General features: G+C 71.9%; 18 protein-coding genes and 1 tRNA gene. 3 read left to right on the top strand and 16 right to left on the bottom strand.

The annotated features are described in order from the left end of the window. Positions 1-180: 180 nt before the first annotated feature. Together OG974_RS23385 and OG974_RS23380 are read right to left on the bottom strand one after the other, a co-directional pair. Positions 181-1,470, bottom strand: a complete 1,290-nt coding sequence (locus tag OG974_RS23385) for a DUF3631 domain-containing protein (protein ID WP_371644337.1) — start codon at positions 1,468-1,470, stop codon at positions 181-183. A 230-nt stretch (positions 1,471-1,700) separates the two neighbouring features. Then, positions 1,701-1,916, bottom strand: a complete 216-nt coding sequence (locus OG974_RS23380; RefSeq protein ID WP_234348785.1) for a hypothetical protein — start codon at positions 1,914-1,916, stop codon at positions 1,701-1,703. Positions 1,917-2,025: 109 nt separating this feature from the next. Between OG974_RS23380 and OG974_RS23375 the strand changes: the two genes are divergently transcribed. Then, positions 2,026-2,703, top strand: a complete 678-nt coding sequence (locus OG974_RS23375) for a helix-turn-helix domain-containing protein (RefSeq protein ID WP_371644335.1) — start codon at positions 2,026-2,028, stop codon at positions 2,701-2,703. Beyond that, entirely contained in the window at positions 2,700-4,304 is a 1,605-nt protein-coding gene (locus OG974_RS23370; RefSeq protein WP_371644333.1) for a tyrosine-type recombinase/integrase, read from the top strand. The genes OG974_RS23375 and OG974_RS23370 overlap by 4 nt, the downstream gene beginning before the upstream one ends. A 124-nt stretch (positions 4,305-4,428) precedes the next feature. Here the strand turns inward: OG974_RS23370 and OG974_RS23365 are convergent. The 11 genes from OG974_RS23365 to bldG all read right to left on the bottom strand — a co-directional run bounded on the left by OG974_RS23365 (position 4,429) and on the right by bldG (position 20,737). Then, positions 4,429-4,502: transfer RNA gene (locus OG974_RS23365), tRNA-Thr, on the bottom strand. A gap of 118 nt (positions 4,503-4,620) precedes the next feature. After that, complete coding sequence (locus tag OG974_RS23360) at positions 4,621-6,189, bottom strand: alpha/beta hydrolase (RefSeq protein ID WP_327284618.1); 1,569 nt, start codon at positions 6,187-6,189, stop codon at positions 4,621-4,623. 159 nt (positions 6,190-6,348) lie between these two features. Further along, positions 6,349-7,560 (bottom strand): DNA polymerase III subunit delta', encoded by a 1,212-nt coding sequence (locus OG974_RS23355; protein WP_327284617.1) that lies wholly within the window; start codon positions 7,558-7,560, stop codon positions 6,349-6,351. A gap of 104 nt (positions 7,561-7,664) precedes the next feature. Next, positions 7,665-10,943, bottom strand: coding sequence for a dTMP kinase (tmk, locus tag OG974_RS23350; RefSeq protein WP_371644331.1), 3,279 nt, complete (start codon positions 10,941-10,943; stop codon positions 7,665-7,667). A 185-nt stretch (positions 10,944-11,128) separates the two neighbouring features. Further along, positions 11,129-13,975, bottom strand: a complete 2,847-nt coding sequence (topA, locus tag OG974_RS23345; RefSeq protein ID WP_371644329.1) for a type I DNA topoisomerase — start codon at positions 13,973-13,975, stop codon at positions 11,129-11,131. A 279-nt stretch (positions 13,976-14,254) separates the two neighbouring features. Further along, the gene (locus OG974_RS23340) at positions 14,255-14,452 is read right to left on the bottom strand and encodes a hypothetical protein (RefSeq protein ID WP_327284614.1); all 198 of its coding nucleotides are present in this window, start codon (positions 14,450-14,452) and stop codon (positions 14,255-14,257) included. A gap of 212 nt (positions 14,453-14,664) precedes the next feature. Next, entirely contained in the window at positions 14,665-16,185 is a 1,521-nt protein-coding gene (locus OG974_RS23335) for a class I SAM-dependent methyltransferase (RefSeq protein ID WP_327284613.1), read from the bottom strand. A gap of 215 nt (positions 16,186-16,400) precedes the next feature. Beyond that, a complete protein-coding gene (locus OG974_RS23330; RefSeq protein WP_327284612.1) occupies positions 16,401-16,964 on the bottom strand; it encodes a small secreted protein in 564 nt (187 codons plus the stop codon). 172 nt (positions 16,965-17,136) lie between these two features. Further along, on the bottom strand, positions 17,137-19,545 hold the full coding sequence (locus OG974_RS23325; protein WP_327284611.1) for a sodium-translocating pyrophosphatase: 2,409 nt from the start codon (positions 19,543-19,545) through the stop codon (positions 17,137-17,139). Between the two features lie 285 nt (positions 19,546-19,830). Beyond that, on the bottom strand, positions 19,831-20,271 hold the full coding sequence (locus OG974_RS23320) for an ATP-binding protein (RefSeq protein WP_328763309.1): 441 nt from the start codon (positions 20,269-20,271) through the stop codon (positions 19,831-19,833). Between the two features lie 124 nt (positions 20,272-20,395). Next, positions 20,396-20,737, bottom strand: a complete 342-nt coding sequence (gene bldG, locus OG974_RS23315; protein ID WP_030152678.1) for an anti-sigma factor antagonist BldG — start codon at positions 20,735-20,737, stop codon at positions 20,396-20,398. Positions 20,738-20,818: 81 nt separating this feature from the next. On the opposite strand from bldG, the gene OG974_RS23310 reads away from it, so the two are divergent. Next, positions 20,819-23,275, top strand: coding sequence for a DEAD/DEAH box helicase (locus OG974_RS23310; RefSeq protein ID WP_371644325.1), 2,457 nt, complete (start codon positions 20,819-20,821; stop codon positions 23,273-23,275). Positions 23,276-23,479: 204 nt separating this feature from the next. On the opposite strand, the gene OG974_RS23305 is transcribed toward OG974_RS23310, so the two are convergent. The 3 genes from OG974_RS23305 to OG974_RS23295 are packed head-to-tail and all read right to left on the bottom strand — an operon-like array spanning position 23,480 to position 24,379. Next, complete coding sequence (locus OG974_RS23305; RefSeq protein ID WP_328763308.1) at positions 23,480-23,821, bottom strand: Rv3654c family TadE-like protein; 342 nt, start codon at positions 23,819-23,821, stop codon at positions 23,480-23,482. After that, entirely contained in the window at positions 23,818-24,195 is a 378-nt protein-coding gene (locus tag OG974_RS23300) for a TadE family type IV pilus minor pilin (RefSeq protein WP_327284607.1), read from the bottom strand. The genes OG974_RS23305 and OG974_RS23300 overlap by 4 nt, the downstream gene beginning before the upstream one ends. After that, on the bottom strand, positions 24,182-24,379 hold the full coding sequence (locus tag OG974_RS23295; RefSeq protein WP_327284606.1) for a DUF4244 domain-containing protein: 198 nt from the start codon (positions 24,377-24,379) through the stop codon (positions 24,182-24,184). The genes OG974_RS23300 and OG974_RS23295 overlap by 14 nt, the downstream gene beginning before the upstream one ends. Positions 24,380-24,413 lie beyond the last annotated feature (34 nt).

The raw sequence follows: 24,413 nt of genomic DNA, 5'->3' as shown, positions 1-24,413 counted from the left end.
GGCGGCAGCCCTGTGACCTGGGGTGATACGGGCCAAGACGTTGGGGACGGGGCAAGACGGATGCGGGTGCCGTCCTGGGTGGGTTCCGTCTTGGGCCCGGTTGCCGTCTTGGCCGCATGCCTGTTGACCTGCGATGTCACGGCAGGGACGGCAAGGACGGCAACCGTGGCGGCTCGGGTGTCAGCTCTCGCTGGGCGGACCGGTGGGGCGGACGGGGTGGACCGTGGGGCAGTAGCGCCGCCAGGGGTCGAGGAACTTGTGGCGCATGTAGCCCTTGCGCTGGGTTCCGTCGGCGAGCCGGACGTTGCCGGAGGCGATGCCGAACCCGCGCAGCATCGCGCCGAGGTCACGAGGCTTCAGCCCGCCTCGCCCCCACTCCGCCCACGGGCCCTCCGGGTCCTGGCACAGGTGGTGCAGGAGTTCCTCGGTGGTGAGGCTGTCGGCCTCGCGCTGGGCTGCGAAGACGCGGCGGATGTCGGCGAGGATCCGTGCTCCGCCGGGGTGTTCCTCCTCGGCCTCGGTTTCGGCGGCGACCATCCGCGCGCACGCGGTGCGGGAGAGGGCGGGCCACTGGCCACCGGCGAGGTCGGCCACGGCGATCAGCGGCTGCCAGGTGTCGGCGGCCCGGTCTCGGACCGGCATGGGCGGCACCAGATCCATTGCCTCCGTGTGCCGAGGGAGAAGCCACGCCTTGAGGCGGTCACGCAGATCGTGGAGCTTGGCGACGTCCCGCGGGACCCGGAACTCCTCGACGCTCTCGTCGCCCCCGCGACGTCGCATGCGTAGGACGATGGACCGGTCCATGACCGTGTCGGGCAGGTTCCCGATGCCGGCGAGGGCGGCCATCGCGAAGGTGGGGAACTGGACTACTTCGTGGTTAGGCCCGGACACCCGCAGAGTGGGACGGTTGCGCTGGTGGCCCGCGTTGAGGAGGCCGCGCATCTCCTCGTTCTTCTCCGCCACTTTCACGGAGCCGAAGATCGTGTCGACCTCGTCCACGAGCAGCGTAGGCGGGACTTCGGTGATCGACCGGAAGATCGCGGCGGCGGAAGCGTTCACCGTGATCAGCGGGTTGTGGACGACTTCGGTGATGACGTCCAGCAGCCGCGACTTGCCGCACCGCCTGGCCGGGCCCAGCACCGCCAAGCGCGGGGCGTGCTGCCATGCGGTCTGCAGGTGAGTGGCGGCCACCCACAGCGTCACCGCCGAGAGTGCTTCATCGCTCGGCAGCACGACATAGCGGCTGATCTCAGCGCGCAGGTCGCACAGGACCTGCTCGCCCTCAGTAAGAGGGCCGACAAGAGGGGCGTCCCCCTTGGCGGGCCGGACCTCCGCCACAGGGCTCTCGGGTGCTTCGGCACCCACAGGCTGTGGATCCTGAAGGTAGGCGCCCGGCTGGCCGGGGATCGCGGTCGGCGGCCAGGTGGCCGTGTCGGGTGCGGATTCGGTGTCAGGTATCGCAGCTTCCAAGGGGCAGCTCCTTCTCCAGTGGCTGCGGCCGTGCAGGCCTCCGGGGTTGACCGTGTGGTCGCGGATGGGGATGTTGCGGGGACCTCCGGCGTCGGCCTGCCGGGGGCTCACTCGTCTCTCGTGGGCACCTGGCCACGCGGGGCGACGACGAACAGTACGTACGACCCCGGGGACAGTCCAGCGTTTCTGTGTCAGCTCAGCGCAGAATGGTCTGCTACCTTCCCTCGCCCTCAAGCGGCCAGACCAAGCAGATTCAACAGGTCGGCGGTCACCACGCGGTACGCCTTGCCCAGCCTCAGGACCTTGCACGGGTACTCGCCCCGCTTGGCCAACTCGTAGCCCTTACTCCGCCCGAGACCCAGGGCCCGGTTGCCGGTATCCAGGTCAATGGCCACCGGGAGGGCCAGCAACTCCTCTCGCCTCATGCCGTTCGACTGGCCGGCCATCGGTTCATCGCGCACGCAGCGCTCCTCTCGTCACAGCCCTCGGCGAACACGGCAACCGCTTCCGACTCCAGGCCTACGAGAACAACGCTAAGGAAGTTAATGTGTCTCCATGACACAACGCCGTTTGGATGATGGAGACCCTGACGACTTCCCGGAATGGGTCGACCGGATCAAGAACAACGTCGCCGGCGAGGTCCGCCGACGACGGAAGGAGATGGGGTGGAGCGCCCAACGGCTGGCAGACCGATGTGAAGAACTAGGGCACCCGATTCCGCGCAACGTGATCGCGAACCTGGAGTCCGGCCGAAGGGCCAACCTGCCTCTGGTGGACGTCATGGTCTTGGCCGCGGCCCTGTACACGTCCCCGATCTGCCTGATCTTCCCCGTCGGCTACGTCGAGGAGACCCAGGAACTCCCCTTCCAGTACCTCGTCCCGACCTGGGACGCCATGCGGAAGTTCACCGCTGAAGAGTCCAGCGGCGACAACGACGCCGGACTCATCCCCGAGTTCAACCGGCACGCCAGCCTGGTCCGCATCATCGAGGCCGCCCTCTACGAGGCAGAACGGACCGGGTTCGCGGCCAAAACGGCGACCACCCCCGCCCAGCGCGAGGAGGCCGAACGCAAGAGGGACCACTACGCCAGACAGGCCGAGGACGCCAAGCAGGAGCTCTACAGCCTCCGATGGGAAATCCGCGACGAAGGCGCCACCCCGCCAAACCTGCCATCAGCACTCGCCGACATCGACCCACCCGATACCGGTACCGACGAAGAGGACGACATTTGAAGGGCTCCACCTACCGCCGCTGCTCCTGCCGCGACCCCAAGACCGGCAAGGAACTCGGCACTTCCTGCCCCAAGCGCAACAGCAGGAACCACTGCACGCACTCCATACGCCAGGAGCTGCCATTCCGCGAGGACGGCAGCAGGCGTTCGTTCGCCCGTGGTGGGTACACCAACGTCAAGGCGGCGCAGGCCGACCTCGACCATGTGCGCGCTCTCCTCGGGCTCGCCAAGGCCGACGACCCCGAGGGCATCCAGCTGGTCGCCGAGATGCTGGCGGAGGTCAGCGGCGAGAAGCTGCCCCTGCCGGACGTAGAGGAGACACGGCGGCGACTCAAGGCCGGCCAGGACCTCGTCGGCAGCCTGACCGTAGCCGAGTGGCTGGACCGGTGGCTGGCGGGCAAGCGAATCCGGAAGTCGGGCATCAGCCGCTACGAGACCGACATCCGCGTGCACCTCAAGCCGCACATCGGGCACCGGCGCCTCGACCGGCTGCGGGTCAGCCACCTGAGCGAGATGTTCACGGCCATCGCCGACGGCAACGCCGAGGTCGTGGAGCAGAACGCCCAGCGACGTGCTGCTGTAGAGGAGTTGGCGACGATCCCGTGGAAGGGCGGCGAGAACCGTGCTCGCCGGAAGGCGCTGAAGGCTGCGCTCGACGCGATGCCGGCCTTCCGCCGGGTGACAGGTCCGGCGACGCGCCAGCACGTGAAGGCGACGCTCCGCGCGTCCCTGAACGATGCGATCGGGCAGCAGATCATCACGTTCAACCCGGCGGCCCACGTCGAGATCGATCCGGTGCGCAAGCCGAAGGCGCTGGTGTGGACGGACGAGCGGGTCGCCAAGTGGGAGCAGACCGGCGAGAAGCCCTCCCCGGTGATGGTCTGGACGCCGGAACAGACAGGCGCCTTCCTCGACTTCGTCGCCGACGACCGGCTGTACGCGATGTGGCACCTGATCGCGTTCCGCGGCCTGCGGCGGGGTGAGGCGTGCGGACAGCCGTGGTCGGAGACCAATCTCGACCGGCACTCCCTCACCGTGACGGGGCAGCTCGTCCAGGACGGCTGGGAGGTCGAGGCGTCCGAGCCGAAGACGGATAGCGGCTTCCGCGTCGTCGCACTCGACGACGACACAGTCGGCGTCCTGGAGCGGCACCGCAAGCAGCAGGAGGCCGACCGCGCCGAGTGGGGGTCGGCCTGGGTGAACACCGGGCTCGTCTTCACCCAGGAGGACGGCTCCTGGCTCCACCCGGGCAAGGTGACCGATCTCTTCGAGCGGCTCGTCGCGGCCTCCGGGCTGCCGCCGATCCGGCTGCACGACCTCCGGCACGGCGCGGCCACGCTCATGCTGGCCGCCGACATCGACATCAAGATCGTGTCGGACACGCTCGGGCACAGCGACACCCGGATCACGCGCGACATCTACCAGAGCGTGCTCCCCCACGTCGGCAAGAGCGCCGCCGAGGCCACAGCCAAGCTGGTCCCCCTCCAGCGCAAGGCCGAGCAGGAAGATCAGGCCCGCAAGGCCGCCAAGAAGGCCAAGCAAGCCGAGAAGGCCAAGGGGAAGAGGAAGGGCAAGGCCAAGAAGGCCGCTAAGAAGGGCTGACGGCCCCTCCGCTCACGCATCGCTCACGCACGGGGTCCCGGGCCCTGGCCACCGCATGCGCCGACCGACCCCGGAAATAGCAAAACCCCCAGGTCACGGCGAGTGAGTCCTGGGGGTTCTACAGAGCCGCCTTCGGGATTCGAACCCGAGACCTACGCATTACGAGTGCGTTGCTCTGGCCAACTGAGCTAAGGCGGCACCGCTGGTCAGACAAGTGTTCCCTCGGAAGGGAGCGCTCATCAGCAGCGGCGCCAAGTCTACAGGCTCGAACGGGGTGCCCCGAACCACGTTGTGCGGGGGTGCGCGGCGGGCGGCGCTAGGTGCACTTCTTGCCGTCCTTCGGCGGAGTTCCCTCCAGCAGGTAGGTGTTGATCGCCGTGTCGATGCAGGTGCTGCCGCGTCCGTACGCCGTGTGCCCGTCGCCGTCGTACGTCAGTAGGACGCCCGAGTCGAGCTGCTGCGCCAGGGCCTGGGCCCACTTGTACGGGGTCGCCGGGTCCCGGACCGTGCCGACCACCACGATCGGCGGGGCGCCCTTCGCGGGCAGCGCGCCGGCCGTGCCGGTGGCCTTGACCGGCCAGTACGCGCAGTTCAGCGCGGCCCAGGCCAGGCCGGAGCCGAACACCGGCGAGGCCTTCTCGAAGGAGGGAAGGGCCGCCTCGACCGCCTTGGGGCCGGCGAAGGCCGGCGGCTGGTCCAGGCAGTTGACAGCGGCGTTCGCGAACATCAAGTTCGCGTACTTGCCGTCCGGTTCGCGCTCGTAGTAGCTGTCGGCGAGGCCGAGGAGGCCGGACCCGTCACCGTTCATCGCCGATGTCAGCGCCTCGCGCAGCTGCGGCCACGCGCTCTCGTCGTACAGCGCCGCGATCACCCCGGTCGTGGCGAGGGACTCGCCCAGCGGGCGGTCCGGATCGCCGCTGGGCACGGGCTGGGCGTCGACCTTGCGGAAGAACTCCTTGAGCCGGTCCGCGATCGCCTCCGGGCTGCCCTTGCCGAGCGGGCAGTCGGACTGCTTCGCGCAGTCCTTCGCGAAGGAGCGCAGGGCCGTCTCGAAGCCCCCGGTCTGGTCGCGGTTCATTTCGAGCGCCGGACGGGAGGGGTCCATGGCGCCGTCCAGGACGAGCCGCCCGACCCGGCCGGGGAAGAGGTCGGCGTACGTCGCCCCGAGGAGGGTGCCGTACGAGGCGCCGACGTACGTCAGCTTCTCGTCGCCCAGCACCGCGCGGAGCATGTCCATGTCGCGGGCGGCCTCGACGGTCGAGACGTGCGGCAGGATCCGCTGCGAGCGGGTCTGGCAGCCGGCGGCGAAGTCCTTGAACGCGGTCACCAGCTCGGCCTGCTCCGCCGCGTTGTCCGGCGTCTGGTCCACCTGCGTGAACTTGTCCATCTCCGGCCCGGTGAGGCACTGCACCGGGCTGCTGCGGTCCACTCCGCGCGGGTCGAAGGAGACCATGTCGTACTGGGCGCGGACGGCCGCCGGGTAGCCGATGCCCGCGTACGCCTGGAGGTACCCGATGCCGGAGCCGCCCGGTCCGCCCGGGTTGACCACGAGCGAGCCCAGCCGCTTGCCCGGGCCCGTGGCCTGGCGGCGGGCGACGGCGATGTCGATGTCCTGGCCGGACTCGGGATGCGCGTAGTCCAGCGGGGCCTTCATCGTGGCGCACTGGAACCCGGGGACACCGCAGTCGCGCCAGCTCAGCTTCTGCTCGTAGTACGGGCGCAGCGCCGCCGGGACCGCGGGCGGAGCGGCCAGTTGCGTGGAGCCCCCGGACGAGGAGGCGGCTGCCCGGGGTCCCCCCGACCCGTCCGAGGTGCACCCGGAGAGCAGCAGCCCGGCGGCTGCGATCACGGTTCCGGTGGTACGCAGCAGGCGACTGGTGTCCATCCCCGGAGCCTACGTCCTGCCGGGCACCCCGGCCGGGCGAGCGTGCGCCGACCCGCCGCCCGCCGCCCGGGGACGCGCCGCAGCCCCGCCCGGGACCCGCGGTACCCGGTCCGACCTCGCCGGATCGCTCATTCGGGTGAAGCGGTCAACGTACGGCGGTCAGCCCGCGCGCAGCGACATCGTCATCGCCTCGACCGCGAGGAGCGGGGCCACGTTGCGGTCCAGGGCATCACGGCAGGCGATGATCGCTTCGATCCGGCGCAGGGTGCGCTCCGGTCCGGACGCACGGGCGATGCGGTCCAGGTCGGCCCGTATCTCCTCGTTCGCGATCGCCAGCGAGGAGCCGAGCTGGAGGGCCAGGACGTCCCGGTAGAAGCCGGTGAGGTCGGTCAGCGCCAGGTCGAGGGTGTCGCGCTGGGTGCGGGTGCGGCGGCGCTTCTGCCGGTCTTCGAGTTCCTTCATCACGCCCGCCGTGCCGCGCGGCATGCGGCCGCCGGTGCCGGCCCCGGCGCCGAGCGCTGCCCTCAGGTCCTCGGTCTCCTTCGCGTCGACCTCCTCCGCGACCTGCTTGGCGTCCTCGGCGGCGGCGTCGACCAGCTCCTGGGCCGCCTTGAGGCAGCCGCCCACGTCGTCGATGCGGAGCGGGAGCTTCAGCACGCCGGCCCGGCGGGCCCGGGCGGACTCGTCCTGCGCGAGCCGGCGGGCCCGGCCGATGTGGCCCTGGGTCGCGCGCGCGGCGGCCGCGGCGACGGTGGGCTCGATGCCGTCGCGCCGGACCAGCACGTCGGCGACGGCGGTGACCGACGGGGTGCGCAGGGTCAGATGGCGGCAGCGGGAGCGGATGGTGGGCAGCACGTCCTCCAGCGAGGGCGCGCACAGCAGCCACACGGTCCGCGGAGCGGGCTCCTCCACTGCCTTGAGGAGCACGTTGCCCGCACCCTCGGTCAGCCGGTCGGCGTCCTCCAGGACGATGACCTGCCAGCGGCCCACGGCCGGGGAGAGCTGCGCCCGGCGGACCAGGGCGCGGGTCTCCTTCACACCGATGGACAGCAGATCGGTACGGACGATCTCCACATCGGCGTGCGTGCCGACCACGGTGGTGTGGCAGCCGTCGCAGAATCCGCAGCCGGGCTCACCCCCGAGGGCCCGGTCGGGGCTGGTGCACTGCAGGGCGGCCGCGAAGGCCCGGGCGGCGGTGGCCCGCCCGGAGCCCGGCGGTCCGGTGAACAGCCAGGCGTGCGTCATCTTGGACGCCGCGGGCGGCGGCGACCCGGCCTCGACGGCGGTGACCAGGGCGTCGGCGTCCAGGGCAGCGGCGGCGAGCTGCGCCTGCACCCGCTCCTGGCCCACCAGGTCGTCCCATACGGGCATGTCGCCCACCGCCTTTCACCGGCGTCTCCGCCGGCCGTCCGTACCGCTCGCGCTCGTCCTGCTCCGCCCGCCCCCAGTGTGGCGTGCGCCACTGACAATCCCCGTCAGCGGCGGCGCGGACCGCCCTCTTCGTCCTCGTCGTCCCGGCGCCGGCCGAGCAGCTCGTCCGCCAGGGTCGGCAGATCGTCCAGCGGGGTCTCCTCGGCCCAGGCGGGCCGCGGCCGGTCCGACCGCGTCGGCTGACCCTGCCGGTCCTGCCCGTCCTGACCGTCCTGTCGCTGCTGCCCGCCCGGGCGGCCGTCCTCGCCGAAGACGGGGAGCTCACGGGTCACGTCGTCGCCCGTATCCCGGAAGATGCCCGGCGGAACCCGGTCGGCCGGGCTTTCCTGCGGACGCCGGGCCGTCGGCCGCACGGCGGAGTGGGCCTGCCCGGACGGGGCCTGCCCGGCCGCAGGGGTCCTACGGGACGGCCGGACGGGCGGCAGGACCGCCGTCTCGTCGGTCGGACCGGCCGGCGGGACCGCCGGCAGCACCGAGGTCTCCGCCGCCGGGTCGATCTTCGGCACCGGCACCGTCTGCGTCACGTCGTCCGGCTGGACGACCCGCTTGGCCAGCGGGGTCTCCACCGTCACCGCGTCGTCCGGCAGCGGCTCCTTGGTCATCGCCACCTTGGGAGCCGGAGCTGCCGGTTCCGGAGCAGGCGCCGGAGCAGACTTCGGCTCGGGCATCGGAGCCGCGGCAGGAGCCGAAGCCGCCGCCGAAGCCGCAGAAGCCGCCGCGGCCTGGGCAGCCGCCGCAGCCGCCGAGGCCTCCGCCAGCCGGCGCGCCTCCTCGGCCCGCAGCAGGGCCTCCTCGGCCCGCCGCTGCTTCTCCAGCCGCCGCTCCTCGGCCTCGGCACGCAGCCGGGCCTCTTCCTCCGCCTGCTTGCGCAGCCGCTCCTGCTCGGCCGCGCGGGCCTTCTCCTCCGCCTCCAGGCGCAGCCGCTCGGCCTCGGCCCGGGCGCGGGCCTCCTCCTCGGCGCGCAGCCGCTCCTCCTCCGCCCTGCGGGCGGCTTCGGCCTCGGCCTTGATCCTGGCGGCCTCGGCCTCGGCCTTCAGCCGGGCTTCCTCCTCGGCCCGCAGCCGCTCTTCCTCGGCCTTGCGCGCCGCCTCTTCCTCGGCCCTGCGCCGGGCGTCCTCCTCGGCCTTGCGACGGGCTTCGACCTGAGCCGCCATCTCGGCCTCCGAGAGCGGAAGCATCCGGTCCAGGCGGTGGCGCACGACGGTGGTGACGGACTGCGGGTCCTGGCCGGCGTCGACCACCAGGTAGCGGCCGGGGTCGGCCGCGGCCAGCGTCAGGAAGCCGGCCCGCACCCGCTGGTGGAACTCGGCGGGCTCCGACTCCAGCCGGTCCGGGGCCTCGGTGAACCGCTCGCGCGCCGTCTCCGGCGATACGTCGAGCAGCACGGTCAGGTTCGGGACGAGCCCGTCGGTGGCCCAGCGCGAGATCCGGGCGATCTCGGTCGGGGACAGGTCGCGGCCGGCGCCCTGGTAGGCCACCGAGGAGTCGATGTAGCGGTCGGAGATGACGACCGCGCCGCGCTCCAGGGCGGGCCGCACCACGGTATCCACGTGCTCCGCGCGGTCGGCGGCGTACAGCAGGGCCTCGGCACGGTTCGACAGCCCGGCCGAGGAGACGTCGAGCAGGATCGAGCGGAGCCGCTTGCCGACCGGCGTGGCCCCCGGCTCGCGGGTCACGACGACCTCGTGGCCCTTGCTCCGGATCCAGTCGGCCAGCGCCTCGACCTGGGTGGACTTGCCGGCGCCGTCGCCGCCCTCCAGGGCGATGAAGAACCCGGCGTCGGACGCGGCCTGCACCGGCTCCCCACCGCGCAGCGCATCGCGCAGGTCACGGCGCAGCGGTACGCCGCTGCGGTCGTCGGCCTTGGCAAGCACCACGACGGCTACGGGCAGCAGCAGGGCGCCGACCAGCATCAGGGTGAAGGCGGCCCCGCCGTGCGCGAACACGACGTCCCCGCCGGCCAGCCGGTGCGGTCCGATCGCCGCGGCCAGGACCGGGGCGAGGACGGCGCCGATGCCCACCGCCACCCGTACGACGGCCTGCAGGTGCTCGGTTATCCGGGCCCGGCGGAACTCCTCGGTCTCCTGGTCCAGCAGGGTGTGCCCGGTGTTGGCGGCCACGCCCGCGGCGGTGCCGGCGAGCAGCGACAGGAACAGCACGGTCGCCGTGTCCGGGACGAGCCCGGTCAGCAGCAGCGCCAGCCCGGCCACCGCGATCGACAGGGCGAGCAGCCGGCGCCGGGAGAGCGCGGGCACCACCTTGCCGGCCTGGTTGGCACGGATCCCGACGGCGGTACCGCCGAGCAGCGCCAGGACGAGCAGGGCGAAGGTGGCGGGACCGCCGCCGAGGTCGAAGGCGTGCAGGACGGCCACGGCCGCGGCACTGGCCACGGCTCCGGCGACGGCGGCGCAGGCCAGGACGAGCAGCGGGATGGCCCCGGTACGGCCCTTCTCCGGCCGGTCTCCCACCTTGGGGGCCCGCAGGCCCTCCAGCGGGGACCGCGGGCGCGGGGTCTTCGTCGCGGGCAGCACCAGCGGGAGCAGCAGCGAGACGGACGCCGCGAAGAGGCCGGAGGCCACGTACGAGCCGAGGGCGGCCTGGTTCTCGGCGAACCAGTCCACGCCGAGGCCGAGGGCGTTGCCGACCAGGGTCGCGGCGAGCAGCACGGCAGCGGCGACGGGCATCGCGGCGAAGGTCGTCCGCAGGGTCAGCCGGCGCAGTGCGTCGAGGTGGTCCGGCAGCGGCCGTACGCTCGCCCCCTCCGGCGGCGGCGAGGGCAGCAGGGCGGGAGCCGCGCTGTCCTTGGCCAGGCTCCACAGCCGCTCGGCGACGCCGGATACGAAGACGGTCGCCAGCAGCGCGGTCAGCGCGTGGGCCGGGATCCAGTCGAGCCAGAGCGGCGCGACGACGAACAAGCCGAGCCGGACCCCGTCGGCGCCGATCATCGTCCAGCGGCGGTCCAGCTTGCCGCCGGCCTCCTTCGGCGCGAGGAGCTTGGCCAGCGGCCCGAGCAGCACGGCGCCGAAGAGCAGCGTGGCGAGGATCCGGACCCCGAAGACGGCGGCGACGGTGAAGGCCCAGCCCCGGTAGCCACCGCCGAAGGTCTCTTCGGAGACGGCCGTCTGGAAGGCCAGCAGCACCAGCACCAGCAGGGCGAGGGCATCGCCGATGCCGCTCACCAGCTGGGCGCTCCACAGCCGGCGCAGCCTCGGGGTGCGCAGCAGGGCGCGCACCGCACGCTCGCGGGAATCCGCGGCGAGGGCTTCGTCGTAGGTGGGGTTCGCGGGGGCGGTCACGACCGTTGGCTGCTCGGCTCGCGTCATCCGCCCAGCCTATCCGCTGCGCTTGGCGGGTGCGGAAGCCTGTGGACAAGCCCGGGTGTGACCCTGGACCCACCTTTTCCCGGGCCGGCGGGGCTGGATCGGCCGGTGCGGCGCGTCCAGCCCCGTCGGGGGGTTACATCCCTGTCGGGGTTACATCCCTGTCGGGGTTACGTCCCCGTCGGGGGTTACTCTTCGGCGGCTGCCGGGGCGGCGGCCGTCTTCTTGGCCGTCGCCTTCTTGGCCACCGTCTTCTTGGCGGCCGTCTTCTTCGCTGTCGTCGTCTTCGCTGTCGTCGTCTTCGCCGCGGTCTTCTTCGCGGCAGCCGTCTTCGTCGCCGTCGCCTTCTTCGCGGGCGCCTTCTTGGCCGTGGCCTTCTTCGCCGTCTTCTTGGCCGGGCCCTTCGCCCGCTTCTCCGCGAGCAGCTCGTAGCCCCGCTCGGGCGTGATCGTCTCGACGTCGTCGTCCCGCCGCAGCGTCGCGTTCGTCTCGCCGTCCGTCACGTACGGTCCGAAGCGGCCGTCCTTGACGACGACCGGCTTCTCGCTGACCGGGTCCGTGCCCAGCTCCTTCAGCGGCGGCTTGGCCGCCGCCCGACCGCGCTGCTTCGGCTGCGCGTAGATCGCGAGGGCCTCGTCCAGCGTGATCGTGAACAGCTGGTCCTCGGTCTCCAGCGACCGCGAGTCCGTGCCCTTCTTCAGGTACGGGCCGTAGCGGCCGTTCTGGGACGTGATCTCCACGCCCTCCGCGTCCGCGCCCACGACCCGGGGAAGGGACATCAGCTTCAGCGCGTCGTCCAGGGTCACGGTGTCGAGGGACATCGACTTGAACAGCGAGGCCGTCCGCGGCTTCACCGCGTTCTTGCCGGTCTTCGGCGTGCCCTCGGGCAGGATCTCCGTCACGTACGGCCCGTAGCGACCGTCCTTGGCGACGATTTCGTTCCCGCTCACCGGATCCTTGCCGAGCTCGAACTCGCCGCTCGGCTTCGCGAACAGCTCCTCCGCGTACCCGATCGTCAGCTCGTCGGGCGCCAGGTCGTCGGGCACGTCGGCCCGCTGGTGGCCCTCCGCGTCCTTCTCGCCGCGCTCGACGTACGGCCCGTAGCGGCCGACACGCAGCACGATGCCCTCGCCCACGGGGAAGGAGGAGATCTCCCGGGCGTCGATCGCGCCGAGGTCCGTGACCAGCTCCTTCAGACCGCCGAGGTGGTCGCCGTCGGCCGGCACGACCTCCGACGCGTGCTCGGAGCCGAAGTAGAACCGCTTCAGCCACGGCACGGACTGGGCCTCGCCCCGCGCGATGCGGTCGAGGTCGTCCTCCATCTTGGCCGTGAAGTCGTAGTCGACGAGTCGCCCGAAGTGCGTCTCCAGCAGGTTGACCACGGCGAACGACAGGAAGGACGGCACGAGCGCCGTGCCCTTCTTGAAGACGTACCCGCGGTCCAGGATCGTGCCGATGATCGACGCGTACGTCGACGGGCGGCCGATCTCCCGCTCTTCCAGCTCCTTGACCAGCGAGGCCTCTGTGTAGCGGGCCGGCGGCTTGGTCGAGTGGCCGTCCGCCGTGATCTCCTCGGCCGACAGCGCGTCGCCCTCCGCGACCTGCGGCAGCCGCTTCTCGCGGTCGTCGAGCTCGGCGTTCGGGTCGTCCGCGCCCTCGACGTACGCCTTCATGAACCCGTGGAAGGTGATCGTCTTGCCGGAGGCGGTGAACTCGGCGTCCCGGCCGTCCGAAGCGCGGCCGCCGATCTTGACGGTGACCGAGTTGCCGGTCGCGTCCTTCATCTGGGAGGCGACGGTCCGCTTCCAGATGAGCTCGTACAGACGGAACTGGTCGCCGGTCAGACCAGTCTCGGCCGGGGTGCGGAAACGATCACCCGAGGGGCGGATCGCCTCGTGCGCCTCCTGCGCGTTCTTGACCTTGCCCGCGTAGACACGCGGCTTCTCCGGCAGGTAGTCGGCCCCGTAGAGCTGCGTGACCTGCGCCCGCGCTGCCGACACCGCGGTGTCGGAGAGCGTGGTGGAGTCGGTACGCATGTAGGTGATGAAGCCGTTCTCGTACAGCTTCTGCGCCACCTGCATCGTCGCCTTCGCGCCGAAGCCGAGCTTGCGCGAGGCCTCCTGCTGGAGCGTCGTCGTACGGAACGGAGCGTACGGGGAGCGGCGGTACGGCTTGGACTCGACCGAGCGGACGGCGAACGAGGTGTCCGCCAGCGCGGCGGCCAGCGCCCGGGCGTTCGCCTCGTCGAGGTGCAGGACCTCGCTCTTGAGCTGCCCGTTCGAGCCGAAGTCGCGACCCTGCGCGACGCGCTTGCCGTCCACCGTGTTCAGGCGGGCGACCAGCGTCGAGGGGTCGGAGGCGTCACCGGCGCGGCCGGTGGAGAAGGTTCCGGTGAGGTCCCAGTACTCGGCGGAGCGGAAGGCGATGCGCTCGCGCTCGCGCTCGACGACGAGACGGGTGGCCACCGACTGCACGCGGCCCGCCGACAGCTTCGGCATGACCTTCTTCCACAGGACCGGCGAGACCTCGTAGCCGTAGAGGCGGTCGAGGATGCGGCGGGTCTCCTGGGCGTCGACCATGCGCTGGTTCAGCTCGCGCGGGTTGGCGACGGCGTCGCGGATCGCGTCCTTGGTGATCTCGTGGAAGACCATCCGGTGGACGGGGACCTTGGGCTTGAGGACTTCCTGCAGGTGCCACGCGATGGCTTCGCCCTCGCGGTCCTCATCGGTGGCGAGGAAGAGTTCGTCGGACTCGGCCAGCAGGTCCTTGAGCTTGCGGACCTGCGCCTTCTTGTCCGCGTTGACGACGTAGATCGGCGCGAAGTCGTGCTCGACGTCCACGCCGAGACGGCGGACCTCGCCGGTGTACTTGTCGGGAACCTCGGCCGCGCCGCTCGGCAGGTCGCGGATGTGCCCGACGCTCGCCTCGACGACGTATCCCGGGCCGAGGTAGCCCTTGATGGTCTTCGCCTTGGCAGGGGACTCGACGATGACGAGTCGGCGGCCGCCCTTTGCGGTCTCGCTAGTCGGGGACAACTTGGCTCTTCTCTCCGGTCGGCACTCGGTCGCGGTACGGCGACGCTGCGGAGTGTGACGGTACAACCCGCCCCCGTGTCAAACGGCGGAAGCCCGCAACGGCCACTCGAACGGTAACCCGACAAGTGCCATTTCTGCCGCCCGGATACCGCGCCGGACCCGTCGCGATCACCGGGCCGAGTGGCCAGGGGGCCGTCTGGCCCCGCTCCCGCACCCACCTGACGCCCCGTTTCCGACCAAGATCCACACTGGTCGGCGCGCCGGTGAGCAGGCCCCGGGTCACGGGCGGGCGAGGCACCAGACGCCGAGCGCCAGGGACACTCCGGAGGCGAGCAGCGCCAGCGGAACGGCCACGACGGGGCGCACACCCTCGGCCACCGGCGCGCGGTGCAGGGTGCGCGCCCCCGTCCAGCCCAGCAGAGCGGCCCCGAACAGCAGGAACACGGCCCCCGCGAAGATTGCCGGACCGCTCTCCATGCCGTTCCCCCCTTACCCTCGGGCCGCTCCAGGGGTCCCGTACGGATCCCCCCGGATCCCGTCTCCGACCCCTTGGCCGTCCCCCGTACGGGAGCCTGACAGCCGAGGGGAAACGGCGCGCGAACCCCGGGTTACATCACGGATCCGGCCACGGCCCGGCGGCCGCGGAAGGGGCGCCGCCGGAGGGCCGCGGCGGCGCCGGCAGGGCACCGTCAGCTCTCGGTCGGCTCCAGGAATCCCTGCTCGACCAGCATCCGGATCGACTCCGGAGTCCGGTCCCGCAGGACCACCGGATCCTCCTGCACCAGGTGCGCGATCGCGTCCAGGATCCGGCCCGCCGTGAGTGAGCCGTCGCACACTCCCGCGAATCCCGCCCCGACCGTGTCGACCTTGGTCGCGCGACGCATCCCGCGGTTCTGGCGGAGCACCACGTGCTCCGGGTCCTCCGCGCCGGGGGCGCCGACCTGCTCCTGGACGACCTCCGCCGCCAGCACGAAGCGGGCCTCCAGCAGGGCCGCGTCGTCGTGGTCCCGCAGGTAGTCCTGCCGGGCGAAGTGGGCGACGACGGCGTCGCCCAGAGGCTGTTCCACCGAATGCGGCCACTCCTCGACCACGACCGACGGCTCCACTGCGTCGCTGCGGCGCAGCGTGATCCAGCCGAAGCCGACGGCCTTGGTCTTGCGGGCCTCGAACTCGTCCAGCCAGTCCTCGTACCGGCGGGTGTACTCGGCGGGGTCGGTGCGGTGGTCGCCCGCGTCGCGCAGCCAAAGTTCCGCGTACTGCGTCACGTCCTGCACGTCACGCTGCACGATCCACGCATCGCAGCCGCGCGGCACCCAGGAGCGGACCCGGTCGTGCCAGTCCTCGCCCTCCACGTGCTGCCAGTTGCCGAGGAACTGCGCGTACCCGCCCGGGTTGAGGTGCGTGCCGGCCTGCTGGACGAGGGTCCGGCACAGGTCGTCGCCGCCCATCCCGCCGTCGCGGTACGTCAGCCGGGCACCGGGAGAGATCACGAACGGTGGATTCGACACGATCAGGTCGTACGTGGCCTCGCCGACCGGCTCGAACAGGGACCCGAGGAGCAGCTCGGCCTCCTGGGCGCCGGACAGCGCCAGGGTCAGACGGGTGAATTCCAGGGCCCTCGGGTTGACGTCGGTGGCGGTGACCCGGGTGGCGTGCCCGGCGGCGTGCAGGGCCTGGATGCCGGAGCCGGTGCCGAGGTCGAGGGCGGTCGCGACCGGGGTGCGGACGGTGATCCCGGCCAGCGTCGTGGAGGCTCCGCCGACCCCGAGGACCACGCCTTCCTCGCGGCTGCCGATCCCGCCGGCCCCGCCGACGGCGCAGCCGAGGTCGGAGACGATGAACCAGTCCTCGCCGTCGGGACCGCCGAACGGGCGCACGTCGACGGTGGCGTACACCGTGTCCTCGCCACCGGCGGCCTCCTCCCTGCGCAGCCAGCCGTCGGCCAGCGCGGCTTCGACGGGCAGCGCCTGCGCGGCGCGCGCGTACGGCTCCGACTGCTGGAGCAGGAACAGCCGGACCAGGCTCGCGAGCGGGCCGTCGCCACTGCCGCGCGTGGCGCGCAGGGCGGGGACCGTCTCGCTGCGGGCCAGCGCGGCGTAGGCGGGGGCGCCGAGCAGGTCGAGCAGGCCGTCGGCGGTGAAGCCGGCGGCGAGCAGGGCCGTGCGGAGCTCGGCGGCGCGGTCGGGCGTGGGAAGGCTGGTGGTACTCACCGGTCCATTGTGTCGGCTGACGCCGCAGAAGCGTGCGCCGCGCGGCCGGTGACCCGGTGACCCGGTATGCGCCGGGGCGGCGGGGCGCCCCGCACCCCGCCGCCCCGTTCCGCGTACCGCTGTGGCCGCTGTGGCTGTCGTGGCCCCTGTGGCCGTTGTGACGCCGCGACCGCCGTAGCCGCCGTGACCGCCGGCGACCGAGGCGGCCCGCTACCTCACTTCGCCGGCGACGGCGTCGTGACCTGGCAGCCCTTCTGGCCGTTCATCGCCTTGTCCAGGCCGCCCGTCTTGAGCGTGTTAAGCGCGTCCTTGCCGCCCTGGGTGGCCGCTTCGAGTCCGCCGGCCACCTCCTTGAGGCCCTCGGCGAACTTCGTCTGGTCCTTCGGGTCCAGGCCTTCCATCTTCGTCTTCAGGTCGGCGTAGCCCTTGGACGTCGCCGCGAAGCCCTTGACCGCCGCTTCCTGGGTCGTCTGGCCGTCCTTGACCGGAGGAACTCCCGCCCCCTGCAGGGCGTTCCCCATCGACTGGTACGCCCCGGACATGCTCCCGAACGCCGCCGAGTCGGTCGTCTGCACCTCGTCGGGCTTGCTGCTCTCGGTCGCCACCCGCTTGATGTCCGCGTTGGCGGTCTCGATCTTCTTCAGCTCGGGCTGCCACTTGTCGCAGACCTTCTTGGCCCAGGCGTTGGCCTTCTCGTCCCCGTCGTCACCGCCGCAGCCGGACAGCACGAGCATCAGTACCGCACCGCCGGACACCGCGGCCGCAAACTTCTTGTTCACCGGATTGGTCCCTTCGAAGGCTCTCGGCCCGGAAGATACACGTCCGCCATCCGGGCACGCAGAAAGGCGGACAGACGGCGCGTCAGTCCGCGCCGCCTGTCCGCCCTTCGGTCGTACCTGCGAGTCCTCGGGCCGATGGGCCCTCCGGCCCCGCCCAGGGTCGCCCCTGAGGTCAGGAAACCACCGCGGGATCGGCCTGCTGGGAGACCCGCTCGGCGGACGCCCCCTCGCCCTCGTCCTCGTCCCCGACCGCGATGCCGCGGCGCTTGGAGATGTACACCGCGGTGATGATGACGGCGATGGCGAGGACCGCGACGATCGCACGGACGGTCGCGCTCGCGTCCGCGCCGTAGCTGAACTGCACGACCGCCGGGGCGATCAGCAGGGCCACCAGGTTCATGACCTTGAGCAGCGGGTTGATCGCGGGACCCGCCGTGTCCTTGAACGGGTCGCCGACCGTGTCGCCGATGACGGTCGCGGCGTGGGCCTCGCTGCCCTTGCCGCCGTGGTGGCCGTCCTCGACGAGCTTCTTCGCGTTGTCCCACGCACCACCGGAGTTGGCGAGGAAGACCGCCATCAGGGTGCCGGTTCCGATGGCGCCCGCGAGGAACGAGCCGAGCGCACCGACGCCGAGCGAGAACCCGACCGCGATCGGGGTCAGGACGGCGAGCAGGCCGGGCGTGGCGAGTTCGCGCAGCGCGTCCTTGGTGCAGATGTCCACGACGCGCCCGTACTCGGGCTTCTCGGAGTAGTCCATGATCCCGGGGTGCTCGCGGAACTGGCGGCGCACCTCGTAGACGACGGCGCCCGCGGAGCGGGAGACGGCGTTGATGGCGAGGCCGGAGAACAGGAACACGACCGCGGCGCCCAGGATCAGGCCGACGAGGTTGTTGGGCTGGGCGATGTCCAGGCTGAGGTTCATCTCGCCCGCCTTGGCCCCGACCTGCTTGATCGCGCCCGCGATGGCGTCGCTGTACGAGCCGAACAGCGCGGCCGCGGCGAGCACGGCGGTGGCGATCGCGATGCCCTTGGTGATGGCCTTGGTGGTGTTGCCGACGGCGTCCAGGTCGGTCAGGACCTGCGCACCGGCGCCCTCGACGTCGCCGGACATCTCGGCGATGCCCTGGGCGTTGTCGGAGACGGGCCCGAAGGTGTCCATGGCGACGATGACGCCGACGGTGGTGAGCAGACCGGTGCCGGCCAGGGCCACCGCGAAGAGCGCCAGCATGATCGACGTACCGCCGAGCAGGAACGCCCCGTACACGCCGAGGCCGATGAGCAGCGCCGTGTAGACGGCGGACTCCAGGCCGACGGAGATACCGGCGAGGACAACGGTGGCCGCGCCGGTCAGGGAGGACTTGCCGATGTCCCGGACGGGACGGCGGTTGGTCTCGGTGAAGTAGCCGGTCAGCTGCTGGATCAGGGCCGCGAGCAGGATGCCGATCGCGACGGCGACGAGGGCCAGGATGCGCGGGTCACCGGAGTGGTTGGTGATCGAGGCGTTCTCGACGCCGACGAGGTCCTTGTAGCTGGCCGGCAGGTAGGCGAAGACGGCGATGCCGACCAGGACCAGCGAGATCACGGCGGAGATGAAGAAGCCGCGGTTGATGGCGGTCATTCCGCTGCGGTCGGAACGGCGCGGGGAGACCGCGAAGATGCCGATCATGGCGGTGACGACGCCGATCGCGGGGACGATCAGCGGGAATGCCAGGCCCAGGTCGCCGAAGGCGGCCTTGCCGAGGATGAGCGCGGCCACGAGGGTGACGGCGTACGACTCGAAGAGGTCGGCCGCCATACCGGCGCAGTCGCCGACGTTGTCGCCCACATTGTCGGCGATGGTCGCGGCATTGCGCGGGTCGTCCTCCGGAATGCCCTGCTCGACCTTGCCGACCAGGTCGGCGCCGACGTCGGCGGCCTTGGTGAAGATGCCGCCGCCGACGCGCATGAACATCGCGATCAGGGCGGCGCCGAGCCCGAAGCCCTCCAGGACCTTGGGGGCGTCGGCGGCGTAGACCAGGACGACGCAGGAGGCGCCGAGCAGGCCGAGGCCGACGGTGAACATGCCGACGACGCCACCGGTGCGGAAGGCGATCCGCATGGCCTTGTGGGAGACCTCGGTCAGGTCCTTGGCGGCCTCGCCCTCGGCCGGGGTGGCCTCGCGTGCTGCGGCGGCGACGCGGACGTTGGCGCGGACCGCGAGCCGCATGCCGATGTAGCCGGTGGCCGCCGAGAAGAGGGCGCCCACGAGGAAGAAGGCGGAACGTCCCGCCCGCTGCGTCCAGTCGTCGGCGGGGAGCAGGAAGAGCAGGAAGAACACGACGACGGCGAAGATCCCGAGGGTGCGCAACTGCCGGCCGAGGTAGGCGTTGGCGCCTTCCTGGACGGCGGCGGCGATTTCCTTCATGCTGTCGGTTCCCTCGTCGGCGGCGAGGACCTGGCGGACCAGGATCTGCGCGACGACGAGTGCGGCAAGTGCCACGGCCGCGATCACCATGACGATGAGCCGATTTTCATCGGTGAGTACTGCGGCTGCCAGATCGGAGTTCCCGATCGGCGCGTTGGGGGTGAAGAGCCCCGTCATTCGTCCTCCTTGACGTGATGAGCTCAAGATGTGGACGGATTGTAGGGAGCTCTTCCCGATCAAAACAGTACGCAGGAAACGGAATTGGCCTGCTCTTGCTCCTCAGCAATAGATCGCGTCACTCCATTACCCCCCGAAAGAAGTAATGGGACAAAGGCATTGACGGCCGATCAGCGATCTAGAAAATGCTGCACGGGTATGAAAAAAGGCCCTGCTCAGCAGGGCCTTGATTAAGATCGGAAAAGTCTCCGGACCGCGGTTTCGCGGGGCTGTGGGACCGCCGGACTACGGAAGATCGGGCGCGCCGGACACGGGCCAGCTCATCCGGATGGTCCCGCCTGCCTCCCCGCTCGTCACCTCGACGTCGTCGACGAGCCCGCTGATCACCGCGAGACCCATCTCGTCCTCGGTTTCGGTGTCCGGGTCCAGGGCGGCGTCCAAGCCGGGCACGGCGCCCTCCGGGCCACCGGCCGGTCCGGGCACCTCGTCACCGACCTCGATGGAGAACAGCTTCTCCTCCTCGGTCAGGACCACCCGGACGGGCGCGGTCAGCCCGTTGCTGAGGTGCAGGCCGACGGCGCGCGAGCAGGCTTCGCCCACGGCGAGGCGGACCTCGTCGAGCACGGCTTCGTCCACGCCGGCCCGCCGCGCCACGGCCGCCGCGACGAGGCGGGCCGTCCGGACGTGTTCGGGCTGGGCGCTGAAGCGCAGTTCAACGGTGGCCATGCGCGTCCCCCTCGGACTACGGGCGTGCCTTACAGGGGCCCGGACCGCTTCGGCCCGCGCCCCCGCTCCTGCTCCTCTTCAGCTCCCCCCGCGGCGCCTCGCGGCGCCCCAGAGGGTGAGGCCGTCAGTCGGTGGCGGCGACGGCGTCTTCCACCGTCGTGTGGATCGGGAACACCTTCGTCAGACCGGTGATGCGGAAGATCTTCAGGATGCGCTCCTGGTTGCAGACCAGACGCAGCGAGCCCTCGTGCGCACGGACGCGCTTGAGACCTCCCACGAGCACACCAAGGCCGGTGGAGTCGAGGAAGTCCACTCGCTCCATGTCGACAACCAGGTGGTAGCTGCCGTCGTTCACCAACTCGACCAACTGCTCGCGCAGCTTGGGCGCGGTATACACATCAATCTCGCCACCGACCTCCACGACCGTGCGGTCGCCGACAGTGCGAGTCGACAGGGACAGGTCCACGGATCCTCCAGCACCTTGCTATCGAGCGGCGCCCCCCAGGGGCCTCCCCACCCGTAGGCAGGGGAGGGATTGGCTACCGCGATGGCATTCAATCACTTACCGGCAGGCGCGCACGACGCCTTCGGACCATTGTCCCGCACGCCGGTGACACACTCGGTTCCAATGGCCAATACTCACCGTCCCGGTCGGCCCACGGCACCCGAGGACCCACGACCCACTCCCGGCACGGTCCTGGACCGGCTCTCACGGGGGCCTTCCCGACCTGCGCGCATCACCCATACGGAGCACTTGCCCCCTCGGGAGGGCCGTCATGCAGTCTGGCCCGACCGCATCCGAACGGATGTCGTAGCGGCGATTCGGGCCTCGGGCATCGAACATCCGTGGGAACATCAGGCCACGGCCGCCGAGCACGCCCTGGACGGCGAGTCGGTGGTCGTCGCCACCGGCACCGCCTCGGGCAAGTCTCTGGCCTACCTCGCGCCCGTCCTCTCCGCCCTTGCGGACGGCGCCGAGGCCCCGAACGGCCGCGGCGCGACCGCGCTCTACCTGGCCCCGACCAAGGCCCTCGCGGCCGACCAGCGGCGCGCCGTGCGCTCGCTCGCCGCGCCCCTGGGCAACGCGGTCCGGCCCGCCGTCTACGACGGCGACACGCCGGTGGAAGAACGCGAATGGGTGCGCCAGTACGCGAACTACGTCCTCACCAACCCCGACATGCTGCACCGGGGGATCCTGCCCGCCCATCCCCGCTGGTCCTCCTTCCTGCGCGCGCTGCGCTACGTGGTCATCGACGAGTGCCACACCTACCGGGGCGTATTCGGCTCCCACGTGGCCCAGGTGCTGCGCCGGCTACGGCGGCTGTGCGCCCGCTACGGCGCCGATCCGGTGTTCCTGCTGGCCTCCGCCACCGCGAGCGACCCGGCGGCCGCAGCGTCCCGGCTGACGGGCGTCCCGATCATCGAGGTCACCGACGACGCCTCTCCGCGCGGCGAGGTGGTCTTCGCCCTGTGGGAGCCGCCGCTGCTGACCGAGCTGCGGGGCGAGAAGGGCGCGCCGGTACGCCGCACCGCGACGGCCGAGACCGCCGAGCTGCTGGCCGACCTGGTCGTCCAGGGGGTCCGTACGGTCGCCTTCGTGCGCTCCCGACGCGGAGCGGAGCTGATCGCGGTGATCGCCCAGGAGCGGCTCGCCGAGGTGGACCGGTCCCTGCCCCGGCGGGTCGCGGCCTACCGGGGCGGCTACCTGCCCGAGGAGCGCCGGGCCCTGGAGCGGGCCCTGCACTCCGGCGAACTGCTCGGCCTGGCCGCCACCACCGCCCTGGAGCTCGGCGTGGACGTCTCTGGCCTGGACGCCGTCCTGATCACCGGGTATCCGGGCACCAGGGCCTCCCTGTGGCAGCAGGCGGGCCGGGCCGGGCGCTCGGGGCAGGGCGCCCTGGCTGTGCTGATCGCCCGCGACGACCCGCTCGACACGTACCTGGTCCACCATCCGGAGGCCCTGTTCCGCCAACCGGTGGAAGCCACGGTCCTGGACCCGGACAACCCGTACGTCCTGGCTCCGCACCTGTGCGCGGCCGCCGCCGAGATCCCCCTGACGGAGGCGGACCTCGCCCTGTTCGGCCCGGCGGCCGCAGAGCTGGTCCCGCAGCTGGTGGCGGCGAAACTGCTCAGGCGCCGGGCCACGGCCTGGCACTGGACCCGCCGGGAGCGGGCCTCGGACCTGACCGACATCCGCGGCGGGGGCGGCTCCCCCGTACAGATCGTCGAGGCGGCCACCGGGCGCCTGCTGGGCACCGTCGACGAGGCCGCGGCCCACACCGCCGTCCACGAGGGGGCCGTCCACCTCCACCAGGGCCGCACCTATCTGGTGAAGCGGCTGGACCTGGAGGATTCGGTCGCGCTGGTCGAGGAGGCCAGCCCGCCGTTCTCGACCACCGCCCGCGACACCACCTCCATCTCCGTCCTGGAGACCGAGACCGAGATCCCCTGGGGTCCGGCCCGGCTCTGCTTCGGCTCGGTCGAGGTGACCAACCAGGTCGTCTCGTACCTGCGCCGCAAATTGATCACCGGCGAGGTGCTCGGCGAAGCCAAGCTGGACCTGCCGCCCCGCACCCTGCGCACCCGTGCCGTGTGGTGGACCGTGACCGAGGACCAGCTCGACGAGGCCCGGATCAACCCGGAGATCCTCGGCGGGGCCCTGCACGCCGCCGAGCACGCCTCCATCGGCCTGCTCCCGCTGTTCGCCACCTGCGACCGCTGGGACATCGGCGGGGTCTCCGTCCCGCTGCATCCCGACACCCTCCTCCCCACCGTGTTCGTCTACGACGGCCACCCGGGTGGCGCCGGCTTCGCGGAGCGCGCCTTCCACACGGCCCGCGCCTGGCTGACGGCGACCCGCGACGCGATCGCCGCCTGCGAATGCGAGTCCGGATGCCCCTCCTGCATCCAGTCCCCCAAGTGCGGCAACGGCAACGACCCGCTCCACAAGCGCGGCGCGATCCGCCTCCTCACCCGCCTCCTCGCCCAGGCCCCACCACCCTGAGGGCCGACCGCCGGTCCGCAGCCGGGCCTGCCTGCGGCGGGCAGGACGCTCAGGGGCGCACCCGCCCGGGTCCGTGGACGGCAAGCGCCGGCGGTCACGGGCCGTTCAACGGGCGACAGGCCCCGGCGGGCCCGCCCGGGTCAGCCGAAGGCAGGCGGCGGCGCGCCCGCCCGGGTCAGCCGGAGGCGGGCAGCGGCGCCCGGGTCAGCCGGAGGCGGGCAGTGGCGGCCCCGCACGGGCTCTGATCGTCGGTGTGAAGGGGCCCGTCGCGGGTCGGGCCGTCACCTCGGCCACCTCGCCCCCGACGCTGCAGGCGGTCACGGCCGCGCCCTGTGCCGCTGCGACCCGGCGGGCCGCGGTACAGGCGGCCTCCGGGCCGTGGGTCCAGGTGGCGGCCGCCGCGAGGGAAGCCAGGTCGGCGGCCGCCGCCGCCCGGTGACGGGCCACGACGGCTTGGCCGAGCAGCAGCACCCCTCCGAACACCGCTCCGAGCACGGTCGCCACCAGCGCCGCCCACACCGTTGCCGAACCCCGGTCCCGGCTCATGGCGGCGGCCCCACCGCGTCCTCCGCCAGAGCCACCGCCTGCGCCCCGAGCCGCACCGGCAGCCCGCCCGGGCCGGGCGCCGGCGCCGCCACCCGGACCCGCCACAGGTCCCCGTTGCGCTCCAGCCCCACTTCCGCCCCCGGCGGGGCGGCCGCCCGGGCCGCCGCCTCCGCCACGCCCGGCGGCTCCGACCGGGCCGCCGCCCGGGCGCCGGCCCTCGCCGCGTCCACACACCGGATCTGCGCGGCCGCCGCCATCAGCGCCCACACCAGCAGGGTCGCGAAGAGCACGAGCGCGGGGATCACCAGGGCGGCCTCCGCCGTCACGTATCCCCGGTCGCCCGGCCCGCGGCGCTTTTCCTCAGAAGGGCACATCGAGCGCCTTCCCGATGGTCGACTGAAGTGCCGTGGAGACCACGTCACTCGTCACCACCTTGTACAGAACGGCCGCGAATGCACACGCCGCGATCGTGCCCATGGCGTATTCGGAAGTGGACATGCCCGCGTCGTTGGCGCGGCCACTCAGCGCCGACCGCACACGAAACCAGATGATCCTCATGACTGCCTCCCGTTGATTCGTATTATTGACGTGA

This window comes from Streptomyces sp. NBC_00597 (assembly GCF_041431095.1).
Taxonomy (GTDB): Bacteria; Actinomycetota; Actinomycetes; order Streptomycetales; family Streptomycetaceae; genus Streptomyces.
This window is presented reverse-complemented; position numbering and strand designations above follow the sequence as displayed.